This is a genomic window from Brevundimonas sp. (assembly GCF_041648055.1).
In the GTDB taxonomy this organism is placed as follows: domain Bacteria; phylum Pseudomonadota; class Alphaproteobacteria; order Caulobacterales; family Caulobacteraceae; genus Brevundimonas.
Genome location: NZ_JBAZPS010000004.1, coordinates 1 through 24693, shown reverse-complemented (window position 1 = coordinate 24693; position 24693 = coordinate 1). Strand labels below are relative to the sequence as shown.

28 protein-coding genes and 1 pseudogene are annotated in these 24693 nt (G+C 65.2%); 19 read left to right on the top strand and 10 right to left on the bottom strand.

Annotated elements, in window-relative coordinates:
• The first annotated feature begins 49 nt into the window (after positions 1–49).
• The 9 genes from WC585_RS09855 (at position 50) to WC585_RS09815 (ending at position 5349) form a co-directional block, all read left to right on the top strand.
• On the top strand, positions 50–1522 hold the full coding sequence (locus tag WC585_RS09855) for a DUF2793 domain-containing protein (RefSeq protein WP_373257742.1): 1473 nt from the start codon (positions 50–52) through the stop codon (positions 1520–1522).
• Between the two features lie 8 nt (positions 1523–1530).
• Positions 1531–1698 carry a hypothetical protein gene (locus WC585_RS09850; protein ID WP_373257741.1) on the top strand — a complete coding sequence of 56 codons (168 nt, stop codon included), beginning with the start codon at positions 1531–1533 and terminating at the stop codon, positions 1696–1698.
• Complete coding sequence (locus tag WC585_RS09845; protein ID WP_373257740.1) at positions 1695–1967, top strand: hypothetical protein; 273 nt, start codon at positions 1695–1697, stop codon at positions 1965–1967. The genes WC585_RS09850 and WC585_RS09845 overlap by 4 nt, the downstream gene beginning before the upstream one ends.
• A complete protein-coding gene (locus tag WC585_RS09840) occupies positions 1967–2350 on the top strand; it encodes a M15 family metallopeptidase (protein WP_373257738.1) in 384 nt (127 codons plus the stop codon). Before WC585_RS09845 ends, WC585_RS09840 begins: the two co-directional genes overlap by 1 nt.
• Before the next feature lie 11 nt (positions 2351–2361).
• Positions 2362–2772, top strand: coding sequence for a hypothetical protein (locus WC585_RS09835; protein WP_373257736.1), 411 nt, complete (start codon positions 2362–2364; stop codon positions 2770–2772).
• A 4-nt stretch (positions 2773–2776) separates the two neighbouring features.
• Positions 2777–2941, top strand: a complete 165-nt coding sequence (locus WC585_RS09830) for a hypothetical protein (RefSeq protein WP_373257735.1) — start codon at positions 2777–2779, stop codon at positions 2939–2941.
• A gap of 226 nt (positions 2942–3167) precedes the next feature.
• A complete protein-coding gene (locus WC585_RS09825) occupies positions 3168–3998 on the top strand; it encodes a flagellin (protein ID WP_373257733.1) in 831 nt (276 codons plus the stop codon).
• A gap of 114 nt (positions 3999–4112) precedes the next feature.
• A complete protein-coding gene (locus tag WC585_RS09820) occupies positions 4113–4403 on the top strand; it encodes a flagellar protein FlaG (RefSeq protein ID WP_373257731.1) in 291 nt (96 codons plus the stop codon).
• A 115-nt stretch (positions 4404–4518) separates the two neighbouring features.
• On the top strand, positions 4519–5349 hold the full coding sequence (locus WC585_RS09815; RefSeq protein ID WP_373257730.1) for a flagellin: 831 nt from the start codon (positions 4519–4521) through the stop codon (positions 5347–5349).
• A 9-nt stretch (positions 5350–5358) separates the two neighbouring features.
• On the opposite strand, the gene WC585_RS09810 is transcribed toward WC585_RS09815, so the two are convergent.
• Complete coding sequence (locus WC585_RS09810) at positions 5359–5484, bottom strand: hypothetical protein (protein ID WP_373257729.1); 126 nt, start codon at positions 5482–5484, stop codon at positions 5359–5361.
• 171 nt (positions 5485–5655) lie between these two features.
• Here WC585_RS09810 and WC585_RS09805 point away from each other — a divergent pair, with 171 nt between their 5' ends.
• The 5 genes from WC585_RS09805 to WC585_RS09785 all read left to right on the top strand — a co-directional run bounded on the left by WC585_RS09805 (position 5656) and on the right by WC585_RS09785 (position 11073).
• The gene (locus WC585_RS09805) at positions 5656–8376 is read left to right on the top strand and encodes a transcriptional regulator (RefSeq protein ID WP_373257727.1); all 2721 of its coding nucleotides are present in this window, start codon (positions 5656–5658) and stop codon (positions 8374–8376) included.
• A 77-nt stretch (positions 8377–8453) separates the two neighbouring features.
• Complete coding sequence (locus WC585_RS09800; protein ID WP_373257725.1) at positions 8454–9116, top strand: hypothetical protein; 663 nt, start codon at positions 8454–8456, stop codon at positions 9114–9116.
• On the top strand, positions 9116–9529 hold the full coding sequence (locus WC585_RS09795) for a hypothetical protein (RefSeq protein WP_373257724.1): 414 nt from the start codon (positions 9116–9118) through the stop codon (positions 9527–9529). Before WC585_RS09800 ends, WC585_RS09795 begins: the two co-directional genes overlap by 1 nt.
• A gap of 74 nt (positions 9530–9603) precedes the next feature.
• A complete protein-coding gene (gene ssb, locus WC585_RS09790; RefSeq protein ID WP_373257722.1) occupies positions 9604–10095 on the top strand; it encodes a single-stranded DNA-binding protein in 492 nt (163 codons plus the stop codon).
• A gap of 72 nt (positions 10096–10167) precedes the next feature.
• The gene (locus WC585_RS09785) at positions 10168–11073 is read left to right on the top strand and encodes a DMT family transporter (RefSeq protein ID WP_373257720.1); all 906 of its coding nucleotides are present in this window, start codon (positions 10168–10170) and stop codon (positions 11071–11073) included.
• Between the two features lie 62 nt (positions 11074–11135).
• Here WC585_RS09785 and WC585_RS09780 read toward each other — a convergent pair whose 3' ends face one another.
• Complete coding sequence (locus WC585_RS09780) at positions 11136–11696, bottom strand: DUF3035 domain-containing protein (RefSeq protein ID WP_373257718.1); 561 nt, start codon at positions 11694–11696, stop codon at positions 11136–11138.
• A gap of 72 nt (positions 11697–11768) precedes the next feature.
• Positions 11769–12275 (bottom strand): signal peptidase II, encoded by a 507-nt coding sequence (gene lspA / locus WC585_RS09775; RefSeq protein ID WP_373257717.1) that lies wholly within the window; start codon positions 12273–12275, stop codon positions 11769–11771.
• A 198-nt stretch (positions 12276–12473) separates the two neighbouring features.
• On the opposite strand from lspA, the gene WC585_RS09770 reads away from it, so the two are divergent.
• Positions 12474–13730: a cation:proton antiporter gene (locus WC585_RS09770; protein ID WP_373257716.1), complete on the top strand. Its 1257-nt coding sequence runs from the start codon at positions 12474–12476 to the stop codon at positions 13728–13730.
• Positions 13731–13737: 7 nt separating this feature from the next.
• Here the strand turns inward: WC585_RS09770 and WC585_RS09765 are convergent, their stop codons facing one another.
• On the bottom strand, positions 13738–14517 hold the full coding sequence (locus WC585_RS09765; protein ID WP_373257715.1) for a PhoH family protein: 780 nt from the start codon (positions 14515–14517) through the stop codon (positions 13738–13740).
• A 325-nt stretch (positions 14518–14842) separates the two neighbouring features.
• Between WC585_RS09765 and WC585_RS09760 the strand changes: the two genes are divergently transcribed.
• Positions 14843–15376, top strand: coding sequence for a gamma carbonic anhydrase family protein (locus WC585_RS09760; RefSeq protein ID WP_373257713.1), 534 nt, complete (start codon positions 14843–14845; stop codon positions 15374–15376).
• A gap of 9 nt (positions 15377–15385) precedes the next feature.
• On the opposite strand, the gene WC585_RS09755 is transcribed toward WC585_RS09760, so the two are convergent.
• On the bottom strand, positions 15386–15925 hold the full coding sequence (locus WC585_RS09755) for a PAS domain-containing protein (RefSeq protein ID WP_373257711.1): 540 nt from the start codon (positions 15923–15925) through the stop codon (positions 15386–15388).
• A 150-nt stretch (positions 15926–16075) separates the two neighbouring features.
• Here WC585_RS09755 and WC585_RS09750 point away from each other — a divergent pair, with 150 nt between their 5' ends.
• Positions 16076–16981: a hypothetical protein gene (locus WC585_RS09750; RefSeq protein ID WP_373257709.1), complete on the top strand. Its 906-nt coding sequence runs from the start codon at positions 16076–16078 to the stop codon at positions 16979–16981.
• Positions 16982–17125: 144 nt separating this feature from the next.
• Here WC585_RS09750 and WC585_RS09745 read toward each other — a convergent pair whose 3' ends face one another.
• The 4 genes from WC585_RS09745 to hfaA all read right to left on the bottom strand — a co-directional run bounded on the left by WC585_RS09745 (position 17126) and on the right by hfaA (position 22775).
• Positions 17126–19999, bottom strand: coding sequence for a M16 family metallopeptidase (locus WC585_RS09745; protein ID WP_373257707.1), 2874 nt, complete (start codon positions 19997–19999; stop codon positions 17126–17128).
• 136 nt (positions 20000–20135) lie between these two features.
• Positions 20136–21407 carry a holdfast anchor protein HfaD gene (gene hfaD / locus WC585_RS09740; RefSeq protein WP_373257705.1) on the bottom strand — a complete coding sequence of 424 codons (1272 nt, stop codon included), beginning with the start codon at positions 21405–21407 and terminating at the stop codon, positions 20136–20138.
• Positions 21334–22347, bottom strand: a complete 1014-nt coding sequence (hfaB, locus tag WC585_RS09735) for a holdfast anchoring protein HfaB (RefSeq protein ID WP_373257702.1) — start codon at positions 22345–22347, stop codon at positions 21334–21336. Before hfaB ends, hfaD begins: the two co-directional genes overlap by 74 nt.
• Positions 22344–22775, bottom strand: coding sequence for a holdfast anchoring protein HfaA (hfaA, locus tag WC585_RS09730; protein ID WP_373257700.1), 432 nt, complete (start codon positions 22773–22775; stop codon positions 22344–22346). Before hfaA ends, hfaB begins: the two co-directional genes overlap by 4 nt.
• A gap of 175 nt (positions 22776–22950) precedes the next feature.
• Between hfaA and WC585_RS09725 the strand changes: the two genes are divergently transcribed.
• Both WC585_RS09725 and WC585_RS09720 read left to right on the top strand, forming a co-directional pair.
• Entirely contained in the window at positions 22951–23583 is a 633-nt protein-coding gene (locus tag WC585_RS09725; RefSeq protein WP_373257698.1) for a rhomboid family intramembrane serine protease, read from the top strand.
• Positions 23584–23629: 46 nt separating this feature from the next.
• Positions 23630–24058 carry a CBS domain-containing protein gene (locus WC585_RS09720; RefSeq protein WP_373257697.1) on the top strand — a complete coding sequence of 143 codons (429 nt, stop codon included), beginning with the start codon at positions 23630–23632 and terminating at the stop codon, positions 24056–24058.
• Positions 24059–24466: 408 nt separating this feature from the next.
• Here the strand turns inward: WC585_RS09720 and WC585_RS09715 are convergent.
• Positions 24467–24693 (bottom strand): annotated as a pseudogene (locus WC585_RS09715) (hypothetical protein); the annotation flags it as partial.

Sequence of the window (24693 nt, the reverse complement as noted above, 5' to 3'; positions counted from 1 at the left end):
GAAGCGGCTGGCGCAGACTGATCTCCGACATTCCCCCGGAGATAATCGCATGAGCGCCGACCGAACCGCCCGACTGGAGCTGCCGTATCTGGCGGCCGGGCAGATGCAGAAACACGTGACCCTGAACGAGGCGCTGACGCGGCTGGATGCCCTGGTGCAGACGCTGATCGTCAGCCGCACGATGACGGTTCAGCCTGCGTCGCCGGAGGAGGGGGCGCTGTATGTGCTGCCCGCCGGGCGGACGGGGGCGGACTGGGCGGCGCGGGCGGTGGGGACGGTGGTCCGGGCCGACATGGGCGGCTGGGTCGAGGTGCCGGTGCAAAACGGGCTGATCGCCCTAGTGCAGGACGCCGGCGAGCTGATCGTGCGGTCGGGCGGCGACTGGGTGGCGCTGGGGTCGCGTCTGCGGGCCTTGCAGGGACTGAGCCGACTGGGGCTGAACACGGCGGATGCGACCAATCCCTTTGCGGCGCGGGTGAACAAGGCGCTGTGGACCGCGCTGGAGAGCGGGGCGGGCGGTGACGGCGATCTGAGGCTGACGTTCAACAAGGAGGCGGCGGGCGATGTGCTGTCGCTGCTGTTCCAGAGCGGGTTTTCCGGCCGGGCCGAGCTGGGGCTGATCGGGGGCGACGACCTGACGCTGAAGGTCAGCGCGGACGGGACGACCTGGCATGAGGCGCTGAGTGTGGACCGGGCGACGGGTCAGGTCAGCCTGCCCAGAGGCGTGGGTCGGCGCGAGGTGACGGTGTTCAACGCCAGCGGCCCCTATGCCGTGCCGAGCTGGGCCAGAAGCGTCGAGGCCATCGTGGTGGCCGGGGGCGGTGGCGGCGGGGCCGGGGCGTTTGGTGCCTCTGGCGCGCGCTTCGGCGGCGGAGGCGGGGGTGGAGGCGGCGTCAGCCTTGCCAGCTGGTCGGCGGCGCGGGTTGCGGCGGGGCTGGACGTCGTGGTCGGCGGCGGAGGCGCGGGTGGTGTGGCCGGACCCGGCGGGGGTGGTAGCGGCAGCATCGTCTACCGTGGCTCGCAGGCCCTTCTGAAGGCCATCGGGGGCGGTGGCGGGGGACTAGGTACGAGCGCCAGTGGTCCTGCTGGATCGGCCGGGCTGGGGGCCACCAGCACCAATCCGGGCGGGGCGTCCAGCGTCAGTGCAACGGCCGGTGCGGGCGGCAGCTTTGGGCGGACCGATGCGCCGGGCGGCGGCGGCGCGGGCGGCGGGCTGGACGCCGGCGGTATCGCGAGAGCGGGTGGCGCGGGCGGTGATGGCGGTCTTTGCACCGCGACCTGTCCCGGGGGCGCGGGTGGGATCGGAGCGGTGGGCACGGCAGGCAGCGGCCCGAGCGATATCCTGCTGCAATGGGCAGGCGGCGGCGGAGGCGGCGGTGGTGCGGCGACCAGCGGCACGGGCTGGGCCGGCGCAGCAGGTGGTCCCGGTGGCGGCGGTGGCGGCGGCGGGGCCGGGGTCAGCGTAGGCGGACAGGGCGGTGCGGGCGGCAGCGGCATCGTCTGGCTGATCGCCGTCGGATGAGCCGCATCATGACCCGCAGGCGCATGCGCGAAGACACCGACCTGCTGGATGTCGAGGCCTGGGACACGCCCCGTCGGCTGAGTGACGAAGACCTGCACATCCATGACCTGAACGGTCGCGACGGCCCAGGCTGGCGCAGCGCCGTCGGCCTGTTCGATCCGGAGGATGGACGATGAGCGACCTGACGAAGACGTCTCCACCGACCCTGGCCGAGGGGCAATGGCTGTGGCGCAGGCTGTATGTCTATGTCGGCACGGCCGTGTGCTGGCTGCTGCTGGATCGTCTCATCGCCGTGGTGCCGCCCGAGGCCGCGCCCAGATTGGCGGAAGGGCTGATGGCGCTGCTGGCGCTGACACTGGTGCTGTATCTGGTCGCGCCGACGGCCCAGCAACTGATCGTGGGTCTGAGAAGCCTGCCGCCGCGTGTGAACGATGGGGGCCGTTGATGGGATTCGGTCTGTCGAAGCGGTCGCTGGTGCGGCTGGAGGGGGTACATCCACGGCTGGTGGCCCTGGTGCGCGAGGCGATCGCCCTGTCGCCGGTCGATTTCATGGTGACGGAGGGCCTGAGGACGCCCGAGCGTCAGGCGGCGCTGCTCCGGGCGGGCGCCAGCCGGACCAAGCGGTCGCGGCACCTGACAGGGCATGCGGTCGATGTCGCGGCCCTGGTGGACGGTCAGGTCCGCTGGGACTGGCCGCTGTATCCGCGCATCGCCGCAGCCTTCAAGGCGGCGGCGATGCGCCAGGGTACGCCCATCGTCTGGGGCGGAGACTGGCCGAGCCTGCGCGACGGGCCGCATTTCGAGCTGGACCGCAAGGTGTTCCCATGAGGATGCCGGGGGTGTTGCGTGCTCTGACGCCTTGGGGATGGGGCCTGATGGTGCTGGTGGTCGTCGTACTGGCTGTCGGTATCGGGCGAGGGCTGGGCCTGCGCTGGGATCCCTTTGACGTGGCCGGACGGCGGCTTGAGGCGGTGGAGACACGGGCCGAGACGCTGGACCGCGACCTGTCCGCCCGTCGGCTGGAGGTCGAGGGCGCGCAGGCGCAGGCGCGTCGGACGACACGCCATCATCAGACATTGAATGTGGTCGCCGCAACGACGGCTCGCACACTGGGAAGGACGGAACAGGCCCATGATGCTGAAATCCTGCTCGAGGCTGGTCGTGCCGATCGGCTGCGCGATCATGACCGCGAACTGTGCCGCCTCTCGCCCGCCGTCTGTGATACCGCCACGACTGACCCTGCCGGATGAGGCCGTGCAACCTTGTCAGTTGGCTGTGTTGCCGGATCGGCCGACGCGGGCAGACCTGGATGCTGCCTATGTAAGGCGAGGGGCGCAACTGGTGGCCTGCGAGGCGTCACGAGCCCTGGCGGTCGAGACGCTGATGGCTGAACGGGCGCTTCAGGATCGCTGGCGGTAGGGGCCAAGCGGCACAATGTGCAGGGTGACCCGGCAAAACCTGCCGACACCCGGCACATTCAGCCGGGTCGCGGACGTGGTAAACAAGAAGTACCGTAATGAAATCAGCGCCGACCGGTTTGGCACGATCGATAACCCGATGGTCCCGTCCTTGCTGAAGAGGTTTCGAACAAAATGTTCCCGGCAGCCAAAATGGCGTCGGACACCTTGAAACAAGGAATATCGTCATGGCGCTCAACAGCGTGAACACGAACGTCGGTGCAATGGTCGCTCTGCAGAACCTGCAGAAAACCAACGCTGAACTGGCAACCACTCAAAACCGCATCAACACCGGCAAGTCCATCAACTCTGCCAAGGACAACGGTGCCATCTGGGCGATCGCCCAGAGCCAGCGCTCCGAGTCCGCCTCGCTGAACGCTGTGAAGTCTTCGCTGCAACGCGGTCAGTCGACCGTCGATGTGGCGCTGTCGGCCGGTGAAAGCATTTCGGACCTGCTGACGCAGATGAAGACCCTGGCCCTGTCCGCTTCGGACACCAGCCTGGGCACTTCGGCTCGCGCTTCGCTGAACGAAGACTTCATCAACCTGCGCGATCAGATCACGACCGTTGTGGCAAACGCCAGCTTCGACGGCACGAACCTGATCAACGCAGGAACCGCAGGCTTCAAGGCTCTGGCCAATGCCAAGGGCTCGTCGACCATCAACGTTGCTCAACAGAACCTGTCGCTGGGTGGCACGATCGTGACCGTCGCAGCCGCCGGCGTTCTGGATACGGCGGCCAATGCGACCACCATGATCGCCACGGTCGACGCTTCGATCAAGAACGTCTCGACGGCTCTGTCCAAGCTGGGCACGGGCTCCAAGGCGTTTGAAAACCACCTGACCTTCGTCGGCAAGCTCCAGGACTCGCTGGACGCCGGTGTGGGCAATCTGGTGGACGCCGATCTGGCCAAGGAAAGCGCACGACTGCAGTCGCTGCAAACCAAGCAACAGCTGGGTGTGCAGGCTCTGTCGATCGCCAACTCCTCGACCTCGATCTTGCTGGGCCTGTTCCGCTAAGAACAAGCCACCTGGAAGGGCGGGGCTCCGGCTCCGCCCGACCACCCTATTCAGTAATCCCGACAACCAGTTCCTTTGAAGGAAGCCGTCGACGAAAGGTCGGCGGAGGGAGACATGAGCAACAATGCCGCCATAGCCGCTGTGACCACCGCCGCCGTCATGCCCGTCTCGGGAGGATCGGCAACCAGCGGTAACTTCAACGGCTCCAAGTCCGCCGAGAATGCCGAAAAGGCCTCGCGCTATCGCCTGGTGATTGAGGAAGGTCCCCAGGCCGGATCGTTCATCTACAAGACAATGGACCGGTTGACCGGCGAAGTTGTCCGCCAGTTCCCCCGCGAACAGGTCGTCCGGATGATGCAGTCCGACCAGTATGATGCGGGCGCGGTGATCGACACCACGGCCTGAGATCAGCGCACATCTCTATTTCGCCACGCAGGAGCGATCCGCGTGGTTATCGTGCGTTAACCATGTGTCCATCCTTGCGCCATAGCTTGATCCAAACATCTAAGGGTCGAGTCGGATGACGAATAGCGTCCATACCAATGCCTCCGCTGCCATCGCGCTGCAGAATCTGACGCGCACCAACGACCGGCTGGGCGAGGTTCAGGGCCGGATTTCCACGGGGCTGAAGGTCCAGGGAGCCAAGGACAATGCGGCCATCTGGGCCATCGCCCAGCAACAGCGAGCCGATGTGGGTGCGCTGAGCGCCGTAAAGTCCAGCCTGGATCGCGCGACGTCTCTGGCGGATGTCGGATTGTCGGCCGGCGAATCGATCTCCGACCTGCTGAACCAGCTCAAGGAAAAGGTCGTCCTGGCGAAGGACGATTCGCTGAAGACCCAGTCGCGCAAACTGCTTGACGACGACTTCAAGGCGTTGCTGCGCGCCATTTCTTCGGCCGTCGAGAATGCGACCTTCGACGGTGGCAATCTGCTGAATGGCTCGTTGACCAATGGCGTGAAGTTCCTGGCCAATGCCGAGGCGACGTCGTTCGTGACGCTGTCGGGGGCAAACCTGACCCTGGGCGGTACCATCATCGAACTGTCGCTTTCGGACAGCCTGACGACGCTGACCGGCGCGACCAACGCCCTGACCAAGCTGGACGATTCCATCGCTCAGCTGAACTCGGCCCTGGGTTCGATGGGGGCTCAGGCCAAGCAAATCTCTGCGCACCGCACCTTCGTTGGCAAGCTGGTGGACACGCTTGAGGCGGGGATCGGCAATCTGGTCGACGCCGACCTGGCCAAGGAAAGTGCGCGGCTTCAGGCCCTTCAGGTTCAGCAGCAACTGGGCGCGCAATCCCTGTCGATCGCCAACCAGGCCCCGCAGATCATTCTGTCGCTGTTCCAGTAGGCGACAGCGTCAGTTCAGGCGGCGAGGGGCGGCGTGGCTGATGTGGATGGCGGCGCGGCGCACGCGGGCTGGCTGCGCGGTTGAAAGGCCGTACAGGGACAGCAGCGAAAGCAGCGGTTCGAAGAGCTTACTCAAGACGCAAATCTCCTTCGGCAGACCGGTTCAGGGCACAAGAAGGCACGGCATCGAAAACCCTTGTTAGCTGAGTCGGGCTGTGTGTCGCCAGAGGGCTGGTATGCGATTCCTGTGGGTCGTTAAGTCCATGTTACCCCCAAGGTTCCAGACTGGCCGACGGAGACGCGGTCTGTGATCAACAACAGCTATCTGCTGGGCCTGTTCGGGGGCACGTCGGCTACGACGTTTTCGTCCATATCGACGGCTGCGCCGAATGCGGCAGCGAACAGGCAGCCCACTCCGCCCTGGTCCACGACGGTGGAGGCCCCAAAGGCCAGCGATCTGGTACGGGCGGCACTGGGCGGTCGCAAGCTGATCAACGAGGATGCAGCCCAACTGGACGTCCGGTCGGCGTCGGCGGACTACAAGAAGCTGTTCGCCCTGTATCAGGGTCTGGATACCCTGAACGCCCTGACCAATCGCGCCGCGACCAAGGGGGTGAGTAGCCTGGAACTGAGCCAACTGGACAAGCGGTTCGCCTCTGGTCTGAGCGAGATAGGATCCTGGCTCACCTCGGCAGACTTCGACGGCATACGTCTGGCGCAAGGGACGGCGGGTGCGACCAGCAAGACGACGGCGGCGGTGTCGCGCGACAGTGCCGTGTCCGTGACTGGCCCGATCCACGAGGGTTCGCCAGATGCGCTGAGCCCTGCTTTCGCGGGCGATGTGAAGTTCAATATCGGGATCAAGCGTTCGAACAGCGACGCTACCGTGTCCATCGATCTGGCCGAGATGGGGGCAACCCCACGCACGCTGACGGCGGTGCTGAACCACATCAACGGCAAGCTGCAGGCCGCCGGCTTTGAGACCCGTGTCGGGCGCGAACTGGTCCCCGTGGCCCCCAAGACGGTGACGGTGGGCGGCAAGCCGGTCACCCTGCCACCCGGACCCGATCAGTTTGCGCTGGTCGTGCGGGGAAGTGTTGGCGAGACTGTCAGCTTCTCCGCAGGCGAGCGGGCGGACGCCGTCTACGTCGTGCAGGCCAGCGGGACGACGGGCGGCCAGCAGGTGCTGAAGTTCCAGACCGACACGGGCGGGACTGCGCCGGATGCCGTGGCGCGTCCGGGTGAAACCTATTGGGTACCGGGCAGGGCAGGACAGACGGCCTTGCCAGCGGGCGTAGAGACCGTCCGGGCCAGCGCCACAGGCCCGGACGGGTCGCTGTGGCTGGTCGCAGATCTGGAAGCCGGGCCGGGCAACCAGCCGATCAAGGGCCAGAAGGATGTGGCCCTGATGAAGATCGATTCGGCCGGGCGCGTCGTCTCGACCCAGACGCTGGGTGCGGCTTCGACGGCCAGCGGCTATGCGATCGCGGTCGATGCGGACGGCAGGGTCGCGGTGGCAGGCTCGGTGACGGGGGCACTGGAGCCGGGCAAGAGCGGCGATGTGGCAGGCGTGGCCGACAGCTTCGTCACGATGTTCGACGCCGAGGGCAAGGAGATCTGGACCCAGCGACGCGGGGCGCGGGCGGCCGATGAGGCGACGGCCGTCAGCTTCGGTGCCGATGGGATGGTCTATGTGGCCGGGCGCGCCCAGAGCGCCATGACCGGCGGCGTCGCCCAAGGCGGTTGGGACGGCTATGTCCAGGCCTTCAGCGAGACCCAGGCACACATCTATGCGCCCGTCGTGGCAACCAGCGCGGGCGTGCAGCAGTTCGGCACCAACGGGACCGACGGTGTGGACGCCATCGCGGTGGACGGGGCCAACCTGTATTCCGCCGGTGTCGAGAACGGCAAGATGATCGTGCGACACTTCAGCCTGGATGCCGGCGGCAAGCCGACGCTGGTGTCGTCGCGCGATCTGGGCTCGGCCAGTGGCGAGATCGCAGGTATTTCGGTGTCCAATGGCCAGGTGATCCTGACCGGCACGACGCGCAATGCGGCCCTGGACATCGGCACGGTCAATACGGCCCATCACGGCGGCACGGACGCCTTCGTTGCAGTGTTGCAGGGCTATCTGGCAGCGTCGGGGCAGGACCGGCTGACCTATGTGGGCACCGCCGGAAACGACACGGCGGCGGATGTGAAGGTCGTCGACGGCAAGGTCTGGGTGACGGGCGTGGCCGACAGGCCCGAGGGGGCCAAGGAGACCGATCCGACCAAGGCCTATCTGGCCCGCATCGATGCCCAGACCGGGGCCGAAGAGTGGCGCAGGGACTGGGAGGGCAATGGGGCCCAGGCCGCCCCCCTGACCCTGGCTGTCGCCAAGGACGGAGCCAGCATTCTGGATCGGCTGGGCCTGCCGCAGGGCGAGATCGACCAGGGTGGCTCCAAGACGCTGACTGACGCGACATCGCTGAGGGTTGGCGACCGGTTCTATGTTTCGGGCGCGGACGGCGGGCGGCAGGTGGCGGTGACCATTGATGCCCGCGACACCCTGCAATCCCTCGCGCGAAAGATCGAGCAGGCGTCCAATCGCAAGCTGAAGGTCACGCTCACGACAGAAACCGCCAAGGCCCAGGCGGGGGATACGCCATCGGCCCTGTTCGCCGGTTTGCAGCGGCTGACGATCACGGCGCGTGATGGGTCGACCGGGGCGATGTTGACGGCCGGGGAAACAGGCCGCGACGCGCTGGCTGGCCTGGGCCTGTCACAAGGCTATATCGGCGCGACGACAGGCGAAGACATCATTCGCACCTTCGGGCTGAATCTGACGGGCGGCATGAACCTGGGCAGTCCAGAAGCGATCAAGGCGTCGGGTGAGAAGCTTCAGGCGGCGATGAAGGCGGTGCGCGACGCTTACAGGGCGCTGGACCCCACGACGACAACGGCCAAGCCGGTCGGGCAGGCGCCGGCCTATCTGACGGCGCAACTGGCCAACTATCAGGCGGCACTCGCCAGATTGACCGGATAAACGGGATAGTCTGCGAACAGCGTTGACGCATCGGGGTCGGGCAGGGTTATTGGGGGCCTGTCCCACGTGAGTGCCGAATGCCCCAAGACAACCGCATCCTGATCGCGATCGGCGCTGGCATAGCGATCATAGCGGCCGTGGTGATCGCTCTGTTGCTGAACGGCGGCCGCGACGAGCCTGCGACACCGCCCCCGGCCGCCCAAGGCGGGCTGACCATCGATGTCGCGGATGCGCCGGGCCTCGATTCCGAGCGGGAGCTGCGCTGTTTCGTCAATGGACAGTTCGTCGGCATGGCCAATCTGGCGGACTGTGCCCGTCAGAACGGCCTGGCGACCGAGGCCATGGATGTCGGCATTGACCAGAGCGGCCAGGCGGCCGCCTTCGTGCCGCCTGCGGGCCCACCGCCTGTGGAAGACCTTCCTGTGATCGAGCTGGAGCCTTATCCTGTCGATGTGACCGAACCGGAGCGGCCGGCCAGCCGACCGACGCGCGTTGGCAGCGCCTGCCTGCGCCACACCGGCTCTGACTGGCGGTCGCTTTCGAACAACATGAGCCTGGAGGCCTGCGTCCAGGCGCTGTATTCGGGAACCTGCGTGCGTCCGGGTGACGCTCAGTACGGCCGCTGGGGGGATACCACCGTGCGTCTGGTTGCCGGCCGGGTTGAACAATCCGCCGACAACAGCCGTTTCAGCACCCTGGTCGAGCAGGACCGCAGTTGTCAGTTTCCGGAGTTGCGCTGATGAAGCCCGCATTCATGACCGCCGTCGCCTTGGGGATCGGGGCGTTTGGGCTGGCCGCCTGCGAGAAAGATATCAAGGCCCCGTTTGATCAGGGCGTCTGCTATGTCGTCGAACTGGGTGAGGAGGGCTCCGATCCCGTATTCAATAAGGTGGCCGACAACCAGCCGCAGATCGAATATTGCGCCGCGCGCCTGGAGGAAGTGCGTCAGCGCTTCCTGAACCTGGGGGGGACCCGCACGGAATTGATCGGAGCCTATCAGGGCAGCTTCCTGTTTCTCGACTCCTCGGGCGCACGCCGGGCCCAGACGCTGAACGGTACGCGGTATTTCATGATGGCGCGCACGGGCGACGGGCGACTGGCCGTACCCGGGACGATCGAACAACGCCCGGCGGCACTCGCACCCGCACCTTGACGGCGTGAACAAAAAAAGAACATACAGGCGCGATCGGTGATTGCGTCTTAACGGCAACAACAGGAAATTCGGTCATGGCGGGTAGCGTCAACAAGGTTATTCTGGTCGGCAATCTGGGCAAGGACCCGGAAATCCGCACCCTCAACTCCGGCGAGCGCGTCGCCAACCTGTCGCTGGCGACGTCCGAGAGCTGGCGCGACAAGTCGACCGGCGAGCGCAAGGAAAAGACCGAGTGGCACCGCGTGGTCATCTTCAACGAGAACATCGTCAAGGTGGCCGAGAACTATCTGAAGAAGGGCTCGACCGTTTATATCGAGGGCTCGCTGCAGACGCGGAAATATGAGCAGGCGGGCGTCGAGAAATACACGACCGAGATCGTCCTGCAGAAGTTCCGCGGTGAACTGACCATGCTGGGCGGCCGTGATGGCGGTGGCTCGGGCGGCGGCGGCGGTGGCGGTGGATCGCGCGGCGACGATGACTATTCGTCGGGCTTTTCGACCGGCGGAGCGAACAAGCCGAGCGGTCCCAAGGAAAGCTACGACCTGAACGACGATATTCCGTTCTGAAGCCAGACAGGCGTCACACCCCCTAACCCGATGTGATGGGCGGCACGGTGCAGGCCGCGCTATGCCGTCCCTATGATCACGCCCGACAAGCCGCACAGTCCGCTGACCCTTGTCGAGATCGCCGCCATTGTCGCGGTGGTCGTGATCTGGGGCGTCAACAATGCCGCGGCCAAGCTGGGGACCGAAACCCTGCCGCCGCTGCTGATGGGGGCAATGCGTTTTGCCCTGGCGGCGGCCTGTCTGATCCCGTTCGTGCGGCCACCCTTTCCCAACTGGAAGAGCCTGCTGATCATCGTGGGCGTGGGCGGGCCATTGCACTATGGCCTGATCTACCTGGCGTTCTGGCTGGCCCAGGACGTCAGTCCGGTGTCGGTCGCGGCCCAACTTTGGGTGCCGTTTACCGCACTTTTTGCCTTCCTGTTGCTGGGGGAGCGACTGTCCAGGTTTGCCCTGATCGGCATGGGCGTTGCCTTTGCCGGTGTGGCCTGGATGACGCTGGATCCGCATGCGATCGAGGACTGGAAGGCTATTCTGGTGGCGATCGCGGCCAGTTGCGCCTGGGCCCTGACCACAGTCATTGCGCGCCGGACCACCTCGATCCCGCCACTGAAGATGCAAGGTCTGCTGGCGCTGGTGGCGCTGCCGTCGCTGGCTTTTGCCTCGGCGGTGTTTGAAACGGGCCAGTGGCAGGCGGTCCAGCAGGCCGACGCTCTGGTCTGGGCCTGTGTAATCTGGGCCGGACTGGTGTCGTCGGTGCTGGCCACGACCCTGGTGTTCTGGCTGGTCCAGAAACGCGAAGCGGGACGGGTGACGCCTTATCTGCTGGCCACGCCGGTGGTGTCCATCCTGATCGGCTGGGGTTTCATGGGCGATGTGCTGACGACGCAGATACTGGTCGGAGCCGCCCTGACCATGGGCGGTGTCGGGATCGTGGCCTTGGCTGAGCGGGGCTTGAGGGCTGGGGCGACCAAGGGCTGAGAATCAAATCAGGCCCGAACGCGTGGCGTCCGGGCCTGATTCTGTCGTGCGTAATGTCTGGCTCAGAGGCCGGGCAGCTTGAACCCGCTGTCGCGGCGCGGGGCGATGCTGATACCCGAGTTGCCGACCAGGGCTTGATAACGTGCGTATTCGGTGGCGGGGTCGATGACGACGGCACCGTCGGCGGTCTGGGTTGTTGTGGCGGCCTGGCTGGCGGGGTCTTCACGACGCCAGAACATGATGCGGTCGGCCCAGCCCGATTCCTTGTGCGCGAGATCGCCGAACTCATCGTCCACGACATAGCGGGCGAGGGGATCGGCGCGGTCACCGCCGGCCTGGGCCACCAGAATCTGTTCACCGGCCGAGCGGGTCACGGCCTGGCGCTGACCCAGAAGGATCTGGCGTGCTGCCGATTCAGGAGCCAGTTCCTGAGGGCGGGGCTGACCCGGTGCCGGCGGCGTCAGGCCGTACTCCGGCGGCACCGTCAGGGGGGCGGTGGAAACCGTCAGGAACTCGTCCGGGGTGACCTTGGCCAGACCAACGCTGCGCGACAGGGTGCTGCATGCCCCCAATGCCAGGGTGGACGCGGCTACGGTCAGGATAGTCAGGGTACGAAGGCGCATGGTCACTCTCGGTGTCGGACTGGATCGCGCAGCCAAGGCGGGCGCATGTCAGACCGTGGATGAAGCGTTTGATTACGACTTTTCGGCGGCGCCGCCAACCTTGGCCGCCTGTTCGCTGCGCAGACTGTCCCAGATCAGCAGGACGACACCGACGGAAATGGCGCTGTCCGCGACGTTGAAGACCCAGGGGAAGAACCCCGTGCCAGAGAAATCCAGAAAGTCGACGACGAAGCCAAACCGGATCCGGTCGATAACATTGCCGATGGCCCCGCCCATGACCAGACCGATGGCGGCGATCAGCAGGCGGCGGTCGGCCTTCAGAGCCCACCAGCCCAGGGCTCCGGCTACGAGGATCGAGAAGACGCTCAGATACCAGCGGGCCGAGCCGTCGCCGAACAGGCCGAAACTGACGCCGCGGTTTTCGACCCAGGTCAGGTTGAAGATCGGCGGCAGGACGGTGACCTGCCCCATCTCCTGCAAGTCCAGGCCTGAAATGATCCAGGCCTTGGTCAGCTGGTCGAAAATGACGATGAAGAGGGCCAGGCCGAAGGCGGCATAGGCGATGCGTGGGATTTTCATTCGGGCCGCTGAATTGTGAAGCGCTCCGGTTAGCAGCCCCGTCGCAGCCCGCGAAGAGGCAAAAAGCGCGGAAATGCACGGTGCGATCGCGTTGAGAAGCGGTTTCCCGGCCAGAAAGGGTTGCCGTCAGGTCGGCATCGCCCCAAATGTAGCGCTTAAACAACCGAGTAATTCTCTGCCCATATCGAAGGAGCGCCGATGCCGCATGCCGACAGCCTGATTCTGATCCTGGTCGGCGGCTTCGTGCTGGCCTTCATCTTCGGCATGTTGGCGAACCGGCTGAAGCTCTCACCGCTGGTCGGCTATCTGGTGGCGGGGATTGCGGTCGGACCGCATACGATCGGCTTTGTGGCCGACCCTGAACTGGCTCCGCAGCTGGCCGAGATCGGTGTCATCCTGTTGATGTTCGGCGTCGGGCTGCATTTCTCGCCGAAGGATCTGATGAAGGTCCGCAAGGTCGCGGTGCCGGGGGCTTTGGTTCAGATCGCCTCAGCCATAGTGCTGGGCTGGCTATTGGGCCGGTTCGTGCTGGGCATGTCGGACGTCGAGGCCCTGCTGATGGGTTTTGCCCTGTCGGTGGCATCGACTGTCGTGTTGATGCGGGCTCTGGAGGAACGACGGCAGAACAAGGGCGAGATCGGGCGTATTGCGGTCGGATGGCTGATCGTCGAGGACCTGGTGATCGTCCTGGCCTTGGTCATGTTGCCCATGATGGTCGTTCCAGAAGGTCAGGCGGTCGCTGCCGGGCCGCTGGCGCTCAGTATGGCCTGGACCCTGGTGAAGGTGGGCGCGTTCGTGGCCTTCATGCTGATCGTGGGCGGGCGTGTCCTGCCGTGGCTGCTGATCAAGATCGCCCATACCAAGTCGCGGGAGCTTTTTACGCTCGGGGTCCTGGCCATTGCGCTGGGGATCGCCTGGATTGCCTATCAGCTATTCCACTCGTTCGCCCTGGGAGCCTTCCTGGCGGGGCTGGTGCTGAACGGAACGCCGCTGGGGCACAATGCGGCGGAGCGGTCGTTGCCGCTGCGTGATGCGTTCGCGGTGCTGTTCTTCGTCTCGGTCGGCATGCTGTTCGACCCCATGATCCTGGTTCAGCAGCCCTGGGCCGTTCTGGGCGTGCTGGGCATCGTCATCGTTGGCAAGACAGTGGCAGCCCTGGTCATCACCACGGCTTTCAAATTGGATCGCAAGACCAGCCTGACCGTGGCGGCATCCCTGGCCCAGATCGGGGAGTTCAGCTTCATCCTTGCCGCTCTGAGCATGAGCCTGGGGGCCATGAGCCAGGAGACGCACGACCTGATCTTGGCTGCTGCCCTGCTGTCGATTTCGCTTCACCCGTTCGTGTTCAAGCTGATCGACCGGATGGGGGCCGCGCCGGATCCCCAACGGATCGCCCGCGCCGAGGCTGCAGAGGCCTCGATCGCGAGCGGGCCGAAGGTGACCGACCTGGTCTAGGCTGCGGTCAGAGCACCCCGATCATTGAGGCAACCAGCGGGTGGCGGACGATGTCGCCCTCGGCCAGTTTGACGACCGAGATGTCGGGCACGGCTTTCAGTCGCTCGGCGATGTCGGCCAGGCCGGAGATGCCGGGCAAGAGGTCCGACTGCTGCGGGTCGCCGGTGACCACCATGGTCGAATGCCAGCCCAAGCGGGTCAGCAGCATCTTGAGCTGGACGTAGGTGCAGTTCTGGGCCTCATCGACGACGATGAAGGCGTTGTTCAGCGTGCGGCCGCGCATGTAGCCGATGGGGGCGATCTCGATCAGCCCCTCGGCCATCAGGGCCTTGACCCGCTTCATCGACAGGCGATCGGACAGGGCGTCGTAGAGCGGGCGCAGATAGGGGGCCAGCTTGTCCTCCATGTCGCCGGGCAGGAAGCCGATGGATTCGCCTGCCTCGACAGCGGGACGGCTGAGGACGATGCGGCCGATCTTTCCGGCTTCCAGAGCCTCCACGGCCTTGGCAACGGCGAGGTAGGTCTTGCCCGTGCCTGCCGGACCGAGGGCCAGGACCAGATTGTGGTGGTCAATGGCCGCCATGAGTTCGGCCTGACCTTCGGACTTGGGCTTGAGGGTCTTCAGATAGGCCTGGTCACGGTCGTCATTGGACGGAAGCGGCGACCAGCCTGCGTGTGTTGGCAGACGTCTCACCTTGGCATCGTCCATGAACTGGCGGGTATCCAGGACACCGTGTTCACGGCCGGTGTCGCGGGTCTGTCGCTTGATGGCTGCACGCTTGGTCATGGACGCCTCATTCCTTCAGGCATGAAAAAGGCGATGCCGCAAAAGCATCGCCTGGGGAGACAGTGGGGAGGAAGTGGAGGACGGAGTCGCAAGCGCCGCCCGGGTCACAGACACGCCCTCTGATCGAGGGGGAGACTGACAGCGGAGAAGACCGCCGACCGGAACGCGTCACGCGCGTCCTCCTTGGGCTATGACCGGACCGGGCTTGATCCGGTTTCGGATCCGGGGCCGAAATGGCGACCACGAATCGCATCAACAGAATGATGCTAGCGTGGTTTACGATGGGTTAAAGCGCCCAATCGACGAAGAATAAGGTGATGATTTCATGACGGTTTATGCGTTGGCGGACAAGAAACCGCAGCTTCCGCCAAAGGGCGAATACTGGATTGCACCGAACGCGACTGTGTCAGGTGACGTGATTCTGAAGCCCGGCGCCAGTATCTGGTTCGGGGCGGTCGTGCGCGGCGACAATGATCCGATCACGATCGGGCGCGACACCAATATTCAGGATGGCAGCGTGCTGCATTCAGACCCCGGAGAGCCTCTGACGATCGGCGACGGGGTCACGGTCGGCCATATGGTGATGCTGCACAGCTGCGAGATCGGGGACAACACCCTGATTGGCATCGGCGCGGTGGTGCTGGGCCGGGCGAAGATCGGGAAAAACTGTCTGATCGGGGCCAATGCCCTGATCACCGAGGGCAAGGTGATCCCGGACAACAGTCTGGTCATGGGTCAGCCCGGCAAGGTGGTGCGCGAACTGGAGCCCGGCCAGATCGAAGCGTTGAGGGTGTCGGCCCAGCACTACGTCCAGAACTGGAAGCGCTACATCGACGATCTGACCGAGGTGTCAGAGTAGGGAAGGGTTTCAGGCGATGCGGCGGCCGTGGATGGCGGCCAGGCTAAGGGGCGGGCGGCCTGTCGTGCCGACGCCAATGCAGACGCGACCCGTCAGCAACCGGCTGTCGCCTTCACCAAAAGCCAGGGTCGAAAGGGGTGCGTAAAGACCGACCACGCGGTCGATCTGGCCGGAAGGCCCGCGCAAGGGGGCCAGGGTGACCTCGATCAGGTCACCGGACAGGCCGATGGCGGCCTTGACGACGACGGGGCGCGCTTCCTGAATGCACTGAGCCAAGGCGGCCGAGACCATGGCGTGCGAGGTTTCGCGCCACAGGGTCAGCAGCGAACGATCTTTCTGCGTCAATCCGTGGAACGACTCGATCCAGCTGCCGGCGGTCCGCAGTCTGCAGCCACCCACATTGATCTCGGCCATGAACAGGCGGGGCAGGCGAAGGCCCATAGCATCGGGATGAAAGCTGTTGCGATTTGGAACGCCAGCCGTGGTCGATGGCCGGCGCGACAGGCTCGTCCAATGATCGATCAGCAAATGTGTGTCGGCATGGAACATCGAAACGGCCTCCGGCTGCCGCGTCGCAAGACCTACGCCGGAGTGGGGCCGTGCGAAGGCAACGGAAATGAAAGGCTTTTGCTGTCTTGATGCCGGCTGGAGCGCCGCACCCCTTGCGGCGCGCGTGCGAAATTTCTGGAGGGTCGGCCCATGCGGGTGCGGATCAAGACATGGCTGCCGGCCCTGGTGGGCTTCGTCGCCCTGACGGCCTTTGCCGACAAGGCGGCGGCGCAATGCGGCGCAGGCTGCGAGCCCCCGCCGCCGCCGTGCTGTGAGCCCCCGCCACCACCGCCGCCGCCACCTCCGCCCCCGTCATGCTGTGGCCAGCCGCCATCACCGCCGTTTGGCGGCGGGAACTTCGGCGTGAACGTCAATGTGAACGTCAACGCCAATGGCAATGCGAACGGCAATGCCAACTCCAATGCGAACTCCAACTCCGGCCGTGGCTTCATCGGTGCCCGCTCGGGCGGAGGCTTCTACGGCGGGGGTGGGGGCGGCTCCGCCTATGTGACGGTCGATCAGCCCTATCCGACCTCAATCAGCGGCTTGAACGTCGAGGGTGGGGTTACACGTCGCCTCAACCGCGTGGCCTTCGAGGCGAGCCGTCGGGTCGAGAAGCGCGTCGTCATCCAGGCCTTCTGCATCGATGCGCGCAATGTGCCGCACGCGGCGTCACAGGTTCGCGCGGGCCGCGAAGTGGGTCTGGACTATGAGGGCGAGCTGTATCGCTGCCTCGCCGGGACCTATCTGCAGGCCACAATCGCGGACTACTCGGGCGACATCAATTTCGACCACGGCGAGACCATGCGCTGCGAGCGTGGTCAGGCCCTGTGGTTCGGCAATGGCGGGACGGTCGAGTGCCGGACCCAGAAGGCCGAGCGCGACTGCAACGAGCGTTCGCTGCTGCGCCGCTATGGGGCCGGGGTGAAGATCCTGACCATGTTCCGTGAGGAAACCTACACGGACTACCGCGAAGAGTGGGTCGAGGAAGCCGCCGCCATGGTGTCCGGCGCGACCATGACCCTGGATGGTGGCGTGGGTGGCCGGGTATTCTGAACGGGCGTGAATGCCCCGTTCAGGTGCGGGTCAGCCGCACCGGCCTAGAGATACAGCGTCGGCTTCGTCGACGATCCTGAGAAACGAACTGGCCCCGGTGGAGCGATCCACCGGGGCCTTTTTTCGTCCTAGTGATTGTCCTGCCTATTGGGCGGCAGGTGTAGCAGCAGCGGTCGCCGGGTTGGCGGACACGACGAGCGCGCGCCAGGCGGTATCCGACTTCAGATACTGCTGGGCGAGGCGCTGGATGTCGGCCGGGGTGATGGCCTCCAGGTCCGAGATGTGGCTGAGGGTCTGCTCGACATTGGCCGGCTTCTCGGCGACCTCCGACAGTTGACCCAGCCAGTATTCATTACCCGCCTGACTGCGGCGCAGGGTCTCGATTACGGGCAGGCGAGCGCGGTTCAGTTCGTCATCGGTCACCGGCGTGTCGCGCAGGTTGGCGACGATGTCGTTGACGGCCGTCCAGAAGGCGTCGGCCTTGTCGGACGCGATCTCGGCCCGGATGGAGATGGAGCCATAGCCGGGGAAGACGTCCGAGGCGCTGGCACCGACGCCGGGCGAATAGGCCAGAGCCTGACGCTCGCGGATCTCGTCCAGAACGCGCAGCTTGAGGACTTCGGACAGGATGCTGGCCTGACGGGCGGCGGTGCGATCGTCGACGGCGTCCGTCGTCGGCCAGGCGATGTAGGCCAGGGTCTGTTCGGCCGGACCGTTGTGGGTCAGTCGGACAGGCTCGGCGTTACCCGCCGGGAAGCGGCGCTGATCTGCCCCGGGCGCGGGGGCCAGGTCGGGACCACGCGCAGGCAGGGCACCGAAGGTCGAGGCAATGCTGGCAATGGCATCATCGACGGTGACGTCGCCGACCATGACAATGTCGATCGGGCCGGTGGACAGGCCCCGGCGAACGCCCTCGCTCATCTCCTCATTGGTCCAGCCTGCGATGTCCTCTGCAGTCGGCACAGCTTCGCGCTTGTCTCCGCTGGCCAGAAGTTCGGAGGCCTGAAGGCCGAAGGCTCCACCCGGTGTCGCCATCTGCTGGGCAATGATCTGGGGGAAGAAGGCCTTGATCTGCTGGAACGGCGCAGGACGCAGACCCGGATCGGTCAGATAGGCGGCCAGCACCTGGGTCTGTAGTTGCAGATCCTGTGGCCGAGTCGCACCGGACAGGACGTAGGAATCGCCGTCCAGCGAATAGCCCGCCGAATAGATGCGGCCATTCAGGACGCGGCTGAGTTCGTCCGCTGTAAGCTTGCCCAGACCACCGGCCGCGAAGACCAGCGGTGACAGAGCTTGAGGCTCGATACGGTCGACAGGCAGGCCCAGTTCGCCGATGCCGGTGCGCACGCTGACCAGAACCTGTTCGTCGCGGAAGTCGGTGGGCTTGACCGTCAGGCGCACGCCATTGGCAAAGGTGACGACCGTGGCCCCGACCGAGGCGATTTCGGTACGGCTGGCGACCGTGCCGGGGGTACCGAACTCGGCATAGGGCCACTCCAGGTCAGCTTGAGCAGCGGGCGCGGCGACGGGCACAAGGCGTGAAGCCTCTAACGCCGCGGTGACGGCCGCTTCGCCGCCTTCGATCTCGACGGGGGTGACGACCAGTGCCAGCGGGCCGCCACCTTCGAAGACAGGCTTGATGGCTTCATTGACCTGGGCTGCGGTCAGGCCTTCGGTCGCAGCGTTGAACAGGTCCAGATTGGTCTGAGGCGCGGTGAAGACGGTTTGGGCGTTGACCGAGCCGGCCAGGGCTCCAGCCAGAGCAGGCGTGCGCCGCGTGGCGGCACCGGCGACGGCGTTCTCCAGCGCGGTGCGACTTTCCGTGATTTCTCGCTGAAGTTCGGCGTCTGAAACACCGTACTGGACCAGGCGGCGCTGCTCCTGCTCGATGGTTTCCAGCGCCCGCTTCCATTCGCCGGGATTGAACTGGGCGGAGACTGAAGCGATCGCGACACTGTCGGCCAGTTCACCTTCACCGCCACCGGCGCTGATGAAGGGCGGATTATCGGCGCGGGCCAGTTCGCCCAGGCGGCGGTTCAGGACAGCTGTGCCGAGGCTGCGCAACAGGTCTTGCCGACGCTCTGAAACAGTGTCGGGATTGCGGTCCGGCGCGCGGGTCCAGTTGATCTGGATGGAGGACTGAATGCCGGGCTCGACCAGGATGGCGGTTTCCGGTTCACGCGGGGCGACGGTGCCCAGATCGGGTTCAGGGGCGGCGGGACCCTTGCCCTGCCATTCGCTGAACTCGGCGCGAACCTTGGCTTCCATGACGTCGACGTCGAAGTCGCCGACGGCCACGAAGGTCGCGCGTTCAGGGCGATAGTAGCCGTTGTAGAATTCCACGAAACGCTCGCGGGGGGCCGTGCGGATAATGTTCAGGTCGCCGATCGGCAGGCGATTGGCCAGGCGCTGGCCGGGTGCCAGCAGGCCGATCTGGGCCTTGATGGAGCGCAGGCCAGGGGTGTTGCGCAGGCGTTCTTCGCCGACAATCACGCCGCGTTCGGCATCGACGGCTTCTGGAGCCATCAGGGCTTCGGAGACCTGTTCACGCATGATGCGCAGGGAGGTGTCGACGGTCTCGTCGTTCGTCCGAGGCAGTTCCAGCATGTACACCGTCTCGTCGAAGCTGGTGTAGGCATTGGTATCGGCACCGAAGGCCAGGCCCAGACGCTCGAGAATGCGCAGCAGGTCGTTCTCGGGGATCTTCGTCGTGCCGTTGAAGGCCATGTGCTCCATGAAGTGAGCCAGACCCAGCTGGTCCTCATTTTCCATCAAAGAGCCGGCGTCGATGCGCAGTCGGAAGCTGGCCTGACCGGGAGGCGTCGCATTGCGCAGCAGGGCGTACTGCATGCCATTGGGCAGGGTGCCGAAACGGACGTTGCTGTCTGCGGGAATGTCGCTGGTCGCCTGGGCGAACGGATCGGTGGGGGCCTGAGCCTGGGCCAGGGCCGGGGCGGCGGTGATCAGGACGCTGGCCGAGGCGGCGACGAGTAGAAGCAGGCGACGAGGGGAACGCATAAGACAGTCTCTTTCCGAAGGGCGCAGGGGCCTTCGATGAGGCCGCGCCGGTCAAGGTCTGGGACTGTGGCAAGAAGTTGTCACGGTCCTGTGCCACCTTTCGGTGACAAGGACGCTTGACGCAAGTTACCGAATGTTAATTTCCGGGGCGTGAGACATAGAAGGTCGCCGAGTTGCCGGTGGCATTGGCCCCCGTGATCACGGCGCGGCCCGACCCGGCGACGGTGGTGTTGGCCGTCGCGGAGACGTCACCTTCGTTGGTCTGGGTGTTGCGGACTTCCATATAGCCATTGCAGGTCGAGCAGCCGTAGCCGGTGACGGTGTTGCCCACGGCGTCGGCCCCGACATAGACGTCGTAGCCATTGGTACCGCTGAAGGTGGCAGTGGAATCGACGCCGCCTGTGTTCAACTGGGTATTGTCTAGCTCCAGATAGATGTCGTTGTTGCCGACCGACAGATCGTTGCCTGCGGCGCGCGACGAGGCCGTGGTCGCACCATAGTCGAAGGCGGTGGTCAGGGCCGAGGAGCGGACGAAGCTTCCGTTCTGCTGATCCGAGGCGACAACGACGCTGCCGCCCTGATTATACAGATTGGCCTGGTTGGCGCTGGCGCGGGCGCGGGCGGCCAGGTCCCAGGCGTTGCCGGCGTTGGAGCTGGCTTCGGCTTCGATGAAATCGCCGGTCGAGCGCTGGCCTATCGTCAGGTTCTGGCCGGAGGTCTGGCCGGAGTTGACCTCGACCGCATTGGCGATGGCCTGGCTGGTCACGCCTGCAGTTGCGGGGATGTATTGTGCCTGGATACGGCCGAACGAGCGGACGGTAGCCGAGGAGGACTGATCGACGGAGCCGTCGATAAAGGCCCCTTCGCCGTAAGCCGCGACGGTGTTGGAAATGGCCGTGGCGTTGACGTTGGCCCCGCCGAGCAGCCGTGCCGAGCCCGCAGGACCGACCTCGGTGGTCGCGCTGACCAGACCGCCGGTGTTCGACTGGGTCGCGTCCAGCGTCACGTCGGCCCCGTAGCCGCTGGCGGCGAGATAGTTGCCGGCGGCCTGGGTCGTGGCATTGATCACGCCATAGGTGTCGCCCGAGGCGTTGATGTCGGTGCGAGCCACCGAGTCGCCGCGCATATCCTGCGTCGAGCTGACCGTGACGCTGCCGTTGTAGACAGCACCGGTCAGGGTGTTGCCCTGGGTGACGGTGGTGACCGTGACCTGTTCCTGGGCATTGACCACGTTCAGCGTCTGGCCCGCGATGACATCGCCCAGTTGCAGCTGATTGTTCAGGACGACGCTGTCGTCCTCGCCTGTGGGCGGCGGTGGCGTTTGCGCGCAGGCGTCAGTAGCGACTGCGGCGAACATCGCCGTCGCGAGCATCGTGCCAGCGAGACGGATCCGCTCGTGTTGCGCCATTGTTCGTGTCCGTGTTGGGGTAGGCGGGATAGTAGCCGCCGGTCGGGCCGACCGTACCGCCCAAGGGGTCGGGTCCGGCCGACAGGCAGACCTCCGGTCCCGGAGCGCCATACAGATTGGCCATGAATTCGACGGTGGCGCGCTCGATCAGGGCTCGCACCGCCAGCTGGACGGGTTCCAGCCCGCCTTCGCCCGCCGAGATGTCGAAGACGTTGCCGTTCAGGAAGTCGAAGACGCCGGCGGAGATTTCGCGGCCGATGATCTGCTTCTGATAGGAGACGACATCGACGACCTCCATCGTCTGGGTCTGGACCAGACGAAGGTCGATGGCGACGTTCATGACGTAGGATTTGCCGCTGAAGGCCGTGGACAGCGGCGTGCCTGTCTCGACCTGACCGGCGGCCGCGTCGAAGCCACCCGAGCGGATGTTGTAGTTCACCTCGGTGATGCCGCCGACGACGAAGAAGTCGGAGCCCGGCACCTGGCCGGCGATGATGCGGCGATATTCGGTGTCGCCACCCTCTGCCGCCTGGTCGCCGATCAGGCGGTTGTTGGCGTAGCGCAGCTCCATCTCGGAGACGGAGGTGTCATAACGTTCGACGATGTGAGCACCGGACTTGGCCAGGGCGCTCATGGCCATCAGGGAGGCACCGCCAGTGATCTGGCGGCCGCCGTCGGCCGAGACCGTGCCGGTGTAGTCGCTGATCCGGCCGACGGCCATGCGCGGGGAGGGCAGGTTATAGCGGCGCGCGTAATCGGCCATGCAGTACAGGGCCGCCGAGTAGGGGGTCGGGTTGGCGGTGACCGGCGCATTGCCGATCGGCGTCGCATAGCGCCCGCTGGAATCGGCCGTGGCCGAGATACAGCCGCTGAGCAGGGCCGCTGTCGCGCAGGCGACGCTGGCCACGCGAAGGCGGCGAGAGATGGAGCCTACGCTCATGGAAGCCTCAGGGTGCCGTTCAGGCTGGTCCCGGCGTTGACGTTGCCGTTGTTGACCTGACGGGAGTTGACGATGACCACATTATTGTTGCCCTGAACCACGACGTTCAGGTTGTTGCCGATGGCGGTTGAGCCGCCAATGGCCGTGCCGTTTCCGTCCTGGCCCGCACCCGCATAGGCCGAAGCGACGCCACCCGACTGGCGGGAATAGGCGCTGGCACCGGACTGGATCAGGCCGTCAACGATCAGACGGTTGCCGTTGGCATCGCGTGTCGAGCCGGTCTGGGCCTGGCTGGTCGTGTAGCGCGAGCCGCCGTAGCCGGACTGGTAGTTGGCCATGCCAGTGGAGCCTGCCGACTGGGCGACGGCCACGGCGGGCAGCGCCAGCAGCGCGACCGCCGCGAGGGGCAGGATGGAACGGATGGACATGAGCAATCCTCGGGCCAAAACGACGCGGGTCGCACAAGACCCTGTGTGCCACTCTGGAGCATGGTTATTAAGAACCGCTTGCCATGGTGAACATCGTTGTGATTCAGCGCTCTGACCCGACCGGAGACACGCCCTGACCGACCGTTCCGAACCGCCGATCTTCAATGCGCCGCTGGTGGCGGTGCTGCTGGTCGCGTCAATGCCTGCACTCTATATTTTGCAGACGACGCTGCCGGACGGAGGGTTTTCGCTGGCGTTCCGGTCGTCATCGTTGGTGGACGGCGGCTGGTGGCCCGGCGTTCTGACGTCGATGTTCGTCCACACCGGGTGGGGTCATGTCATCATGAACGCGCTTGCGGCCCTGGCCTTTGCGCCGGCCGTCGCCAGGCTGTTCCCAGGAACGAAGGGCGGCGCTGTTTTTCTCCTGCTCTATATAATGTGTGGTGCCGTCGCGACCGTTGGCTATGGGCTGCTCTATCTGGATAGTTCCGTTCCGGTTCTGGGAGCCTCAGGGGCGGTGTTCGGCATGATGGGTGCGGCGCTGAGGTTGCTTGGGCGAAGGGGGAGGGGGCCGGTCCCGCTCACAAACAGGCGATTCCTGACGAACTCGGCGATACTGATGCTGGTGAATGCCGCTGTCGGTCTGATCGGCTTTGTCCCCGGTATGGGTGGGCTCCAGATCGCCTGGGAGGCGCACGCCATAGGCTATGTGGTGGGAGCGCTTCTGATCGGACCGTGGTTCGCCTGGTTTGCGCCGAAGCCGGATCAGTTTGATTCTCGGGCGGATGTGAGCGACCCTCCCGTCTGATGCGGTCCGTCCGCGGCCGCGCGCAATACCCGGGGAGGGGAAGCCGATGCTGGTCGCCGAGATTCTCAAGGACAAGGGCGAGGCTGTCTTTGTCATCCGCCCGGATCTGCGTCTGTCCGATGCCTGTGCCGAGCTGGATCGCAGGCGGGTCGGAGCCCTGATCATCTGTGACGAAGACAAGGTGGTGGGTGTGCTGTCAGAGCGGGATGTGGTTCGCGCTGTGGCCGCAGACGGAATCGCCGCGCTGGAACGCCCTGTCTCTACATATATGAGTGCCGACGTGGTGTTCGCCGCGCCAGCAGAGACCGTTGCGATTCTGATGGAGCGGATGACGGACCGCCGAATCCGGCATCTGCCGGTGCTACGCGACGGGCGATTGGCCGGGGTGATCTCCATTGGCGACGTGGTGAAGTGCCAGATTGCCGAGGCCACCCATGAGGCGGAATCCCTGCGTACATATATAGGGGCAGGATAGCGCCCTCCGCGGTGACGCTTTGAGCAATCCGGGGTCTGCGAGAAACTTCACAAAAAATGCGGATTCCGATTGCGGACAAAAGGGGCGCTGCGTATATCCCCGCCTCGCTCGGAAACGGGCCGGACGCCGGGGCGGCAGCGACGAAAGTCTCTCTGCTCCATCAGGAAAAGGGAACGGTTCGTTCTTGCTTCCAAAGGGCCGTTCGGTTAAGTTCCGCGCCTTCGATCGAATCGTCGGAACGAAAAGAGGGAAGCCTCTCGGGCCTCTCCTGACGGTTTTCTGCGGCCTGGAAGCCTTGGTTTCCTTCGCCCCGGAATGGCTGAAGAGCCCGGTTTGATACGGAGAAGCGGGTCTTTGGACAGCCGCCTCCGCCGCCTTCGAGGTGGACTTGCAGAGGCTGGTTCTTCTTTAAAAAGAACCACTTGACGCAGAAAAATGAGGCGCTAAACACCGCGCCTCACTCGCCTCCGGGCGGGCTGCGGAAGAGGGTTCTTCTAGAAAGAACTGCTTGACATGGAATACCGGGGCGACTACATCGCCGCCTCCGCCGCTCACCGGCGCTAAACAGTGGGGCCGGTTTTTCCGGTCTTGGTCTTTGAAATCGTTGATCTGGAAAGAGAAACGCAGGCGGCGGT

Excerpts from the sequence above, each read along its gene's own strand:
- ssb (WP_373257722.1), top strand. The coding sequence starts at position 9,604 with ATGGCGGGTAGCGTCAACAAGGTTATTCTGGTCGGCAATCTGGGCAAG.
- WC585_RS09745 (WP_373257707.1), bottom strand. The coding sequence starts at position 19,999 with ATGCGTTCCCCTCGTCGCCTGCTTCTACTCGTCGCCGCCTCGGCCAGC.
- WC585_RS09785 (WP_373257720.1), top strand. The coding sequence starts at position 10,168 with ATGATCACGCCCGACAAGCCGCACAGTCCGCTGACCCTTGTCGAGATC.
- WC585_RS09765 (WP_373257715.1), bottom strand. The coding sequence starts at position 14,517 with ATGACCAAGCGTGCAGCCATCAAGCGACAGACCCGCGACACCGGCCGT.
- hfaB (WP_373257702.1), bottom strand. The coding sequence starts at position 22,347 with ATGAGCGTAGGCTCCATCTCTCGCCGCCTTCGCGTGGCCAGCGTCGCC.
- WC585_RS09815 (WP_373257730.1), top strand. The coding sequence starts at position 4,519 with ATGACGAATAGCGTCCATACCAATGCCTCCGCTGCCATCGCGCTGCAG.
- WC585_RS09760 (WP_373257713.1), top strand. The coding sequence starts at position 14,843 with ATGACGGTTTATGCGTTGGCGGACAAGAAACCGCAGCTTCCGCCAAAG.
- WC585_RS09850 (WP_373257741.1), top strand. The coding sequence starts at position 1,531 with ATGACCCGCAGGCGCATGCGCGAAGACACCGACCTGCTGGATGTCGAG.
- WC585_RS09820 (WP_373257731.1), top strand. The coding sequence starts at position 4,113 with ATGAGCAACAATGCCGCCATAGCCGCTGTGACCACCGCCGCCGTCATG.
- lspA (WP_373257717.1), bottom strand. The coding sequence starts at position 12,275 with ATGAAAATCCCACGCATCGCCTATGCCGCCTTCGGCCTGGCCCTCTTC.
- WC585_RS09770 (WP_373257716.1), top strand. The coding sequence starts at position 12,474 with ATGCCGCATGCCGACAGCCTGATTCTGATCCTGGTCGGCGGCTTCGTG.
- WC585_RS09840 (WP_373257738.1), top strand. The coding sequence starts at position 1,967 with ATGGGATTCGGTCTGTCGAAGCGGTCGCTGGTGCGGCTGGAGGGGGTA.
- WC585_RS09800 (WP_373257725.1), top strand. The coding sequence starts at position 8,454 with ATGCCCCAAGACAACCGCATCCTGATCGCGATCGGCGCTGGCATAGCG.
- WC585_RS09825 (WP_373257733.1), top strand. The coding sequence starts at position 3,168 with ATGGCGCTCAACAGCGTGAACACGAACGTCGGTGCAATGGTCGCTCTG.
- WC585_RS09755 (WP_373257711.1), bottom strand. The coding sequence starts at position 15,925 with ATGTTCCATGCCGACACACATTTGCTGATCGATCATTGGACGAGCCTG.
- WC585_RS09780 (WP_373257718.1), bottom strand. The coding sequence starts at position 11,696 with ATGCGCCTTCGTACCCTGACTATCCTGACCGTAGCCGCGTCCACCCTG.
- WC585_RS09855 (WP_373257742.1), top strand. The coding sequence starts at position 50 with ATGAGCGCCGACCGAACCGCCCGACTGGAGCTGCCGTATCTGGCGGCC.
- WC585_RS09720 (WP_373257697.1), top strand. The coding sequence starts at position 23,630 with ATGCTGGTCGCCGAGATTCTCAAGGACAAGGGCGAGGCTGTCTTTGTC.
- WC585_RS09795 (WP_373257724.1), top strand. The coding sequence starts at position 9,116 with ATGAAGCCCGCATTCATGACCGCCGTCGCCTTGGGGATCGGGGCGTTT.
- WC585_RS09845 (WP_373257740.1), top strand. The coding sequence starts at position 1,695 with ATGAGCGACCTGACGAAGACGTCTCCACCGACCCTGGCCGAGGGGCAA.
- hfaD (WP_373257705.1), bottom strand. The coding sequence starts at position 21,407 with ATGGCGCAACACGAGCGGATCCGTCTCGCTGGCACGATGCTCGCGACG.
- WC585_RS09750 (WP_373257709.1), top strand. The coding sequence starts at position 16,076 with ATGCGGGTGCGGATCAAGACATGGCTGCCGGCCCTGGTGGGCTTCGTC.
- hfaA (WP_373257700.1), bottom strand. The coding sequence starts at position 22,775 with ATGTCCATCCGTTCCATCCTGCCCCTCGCGGCGGTCGCGCTGCTGGCG.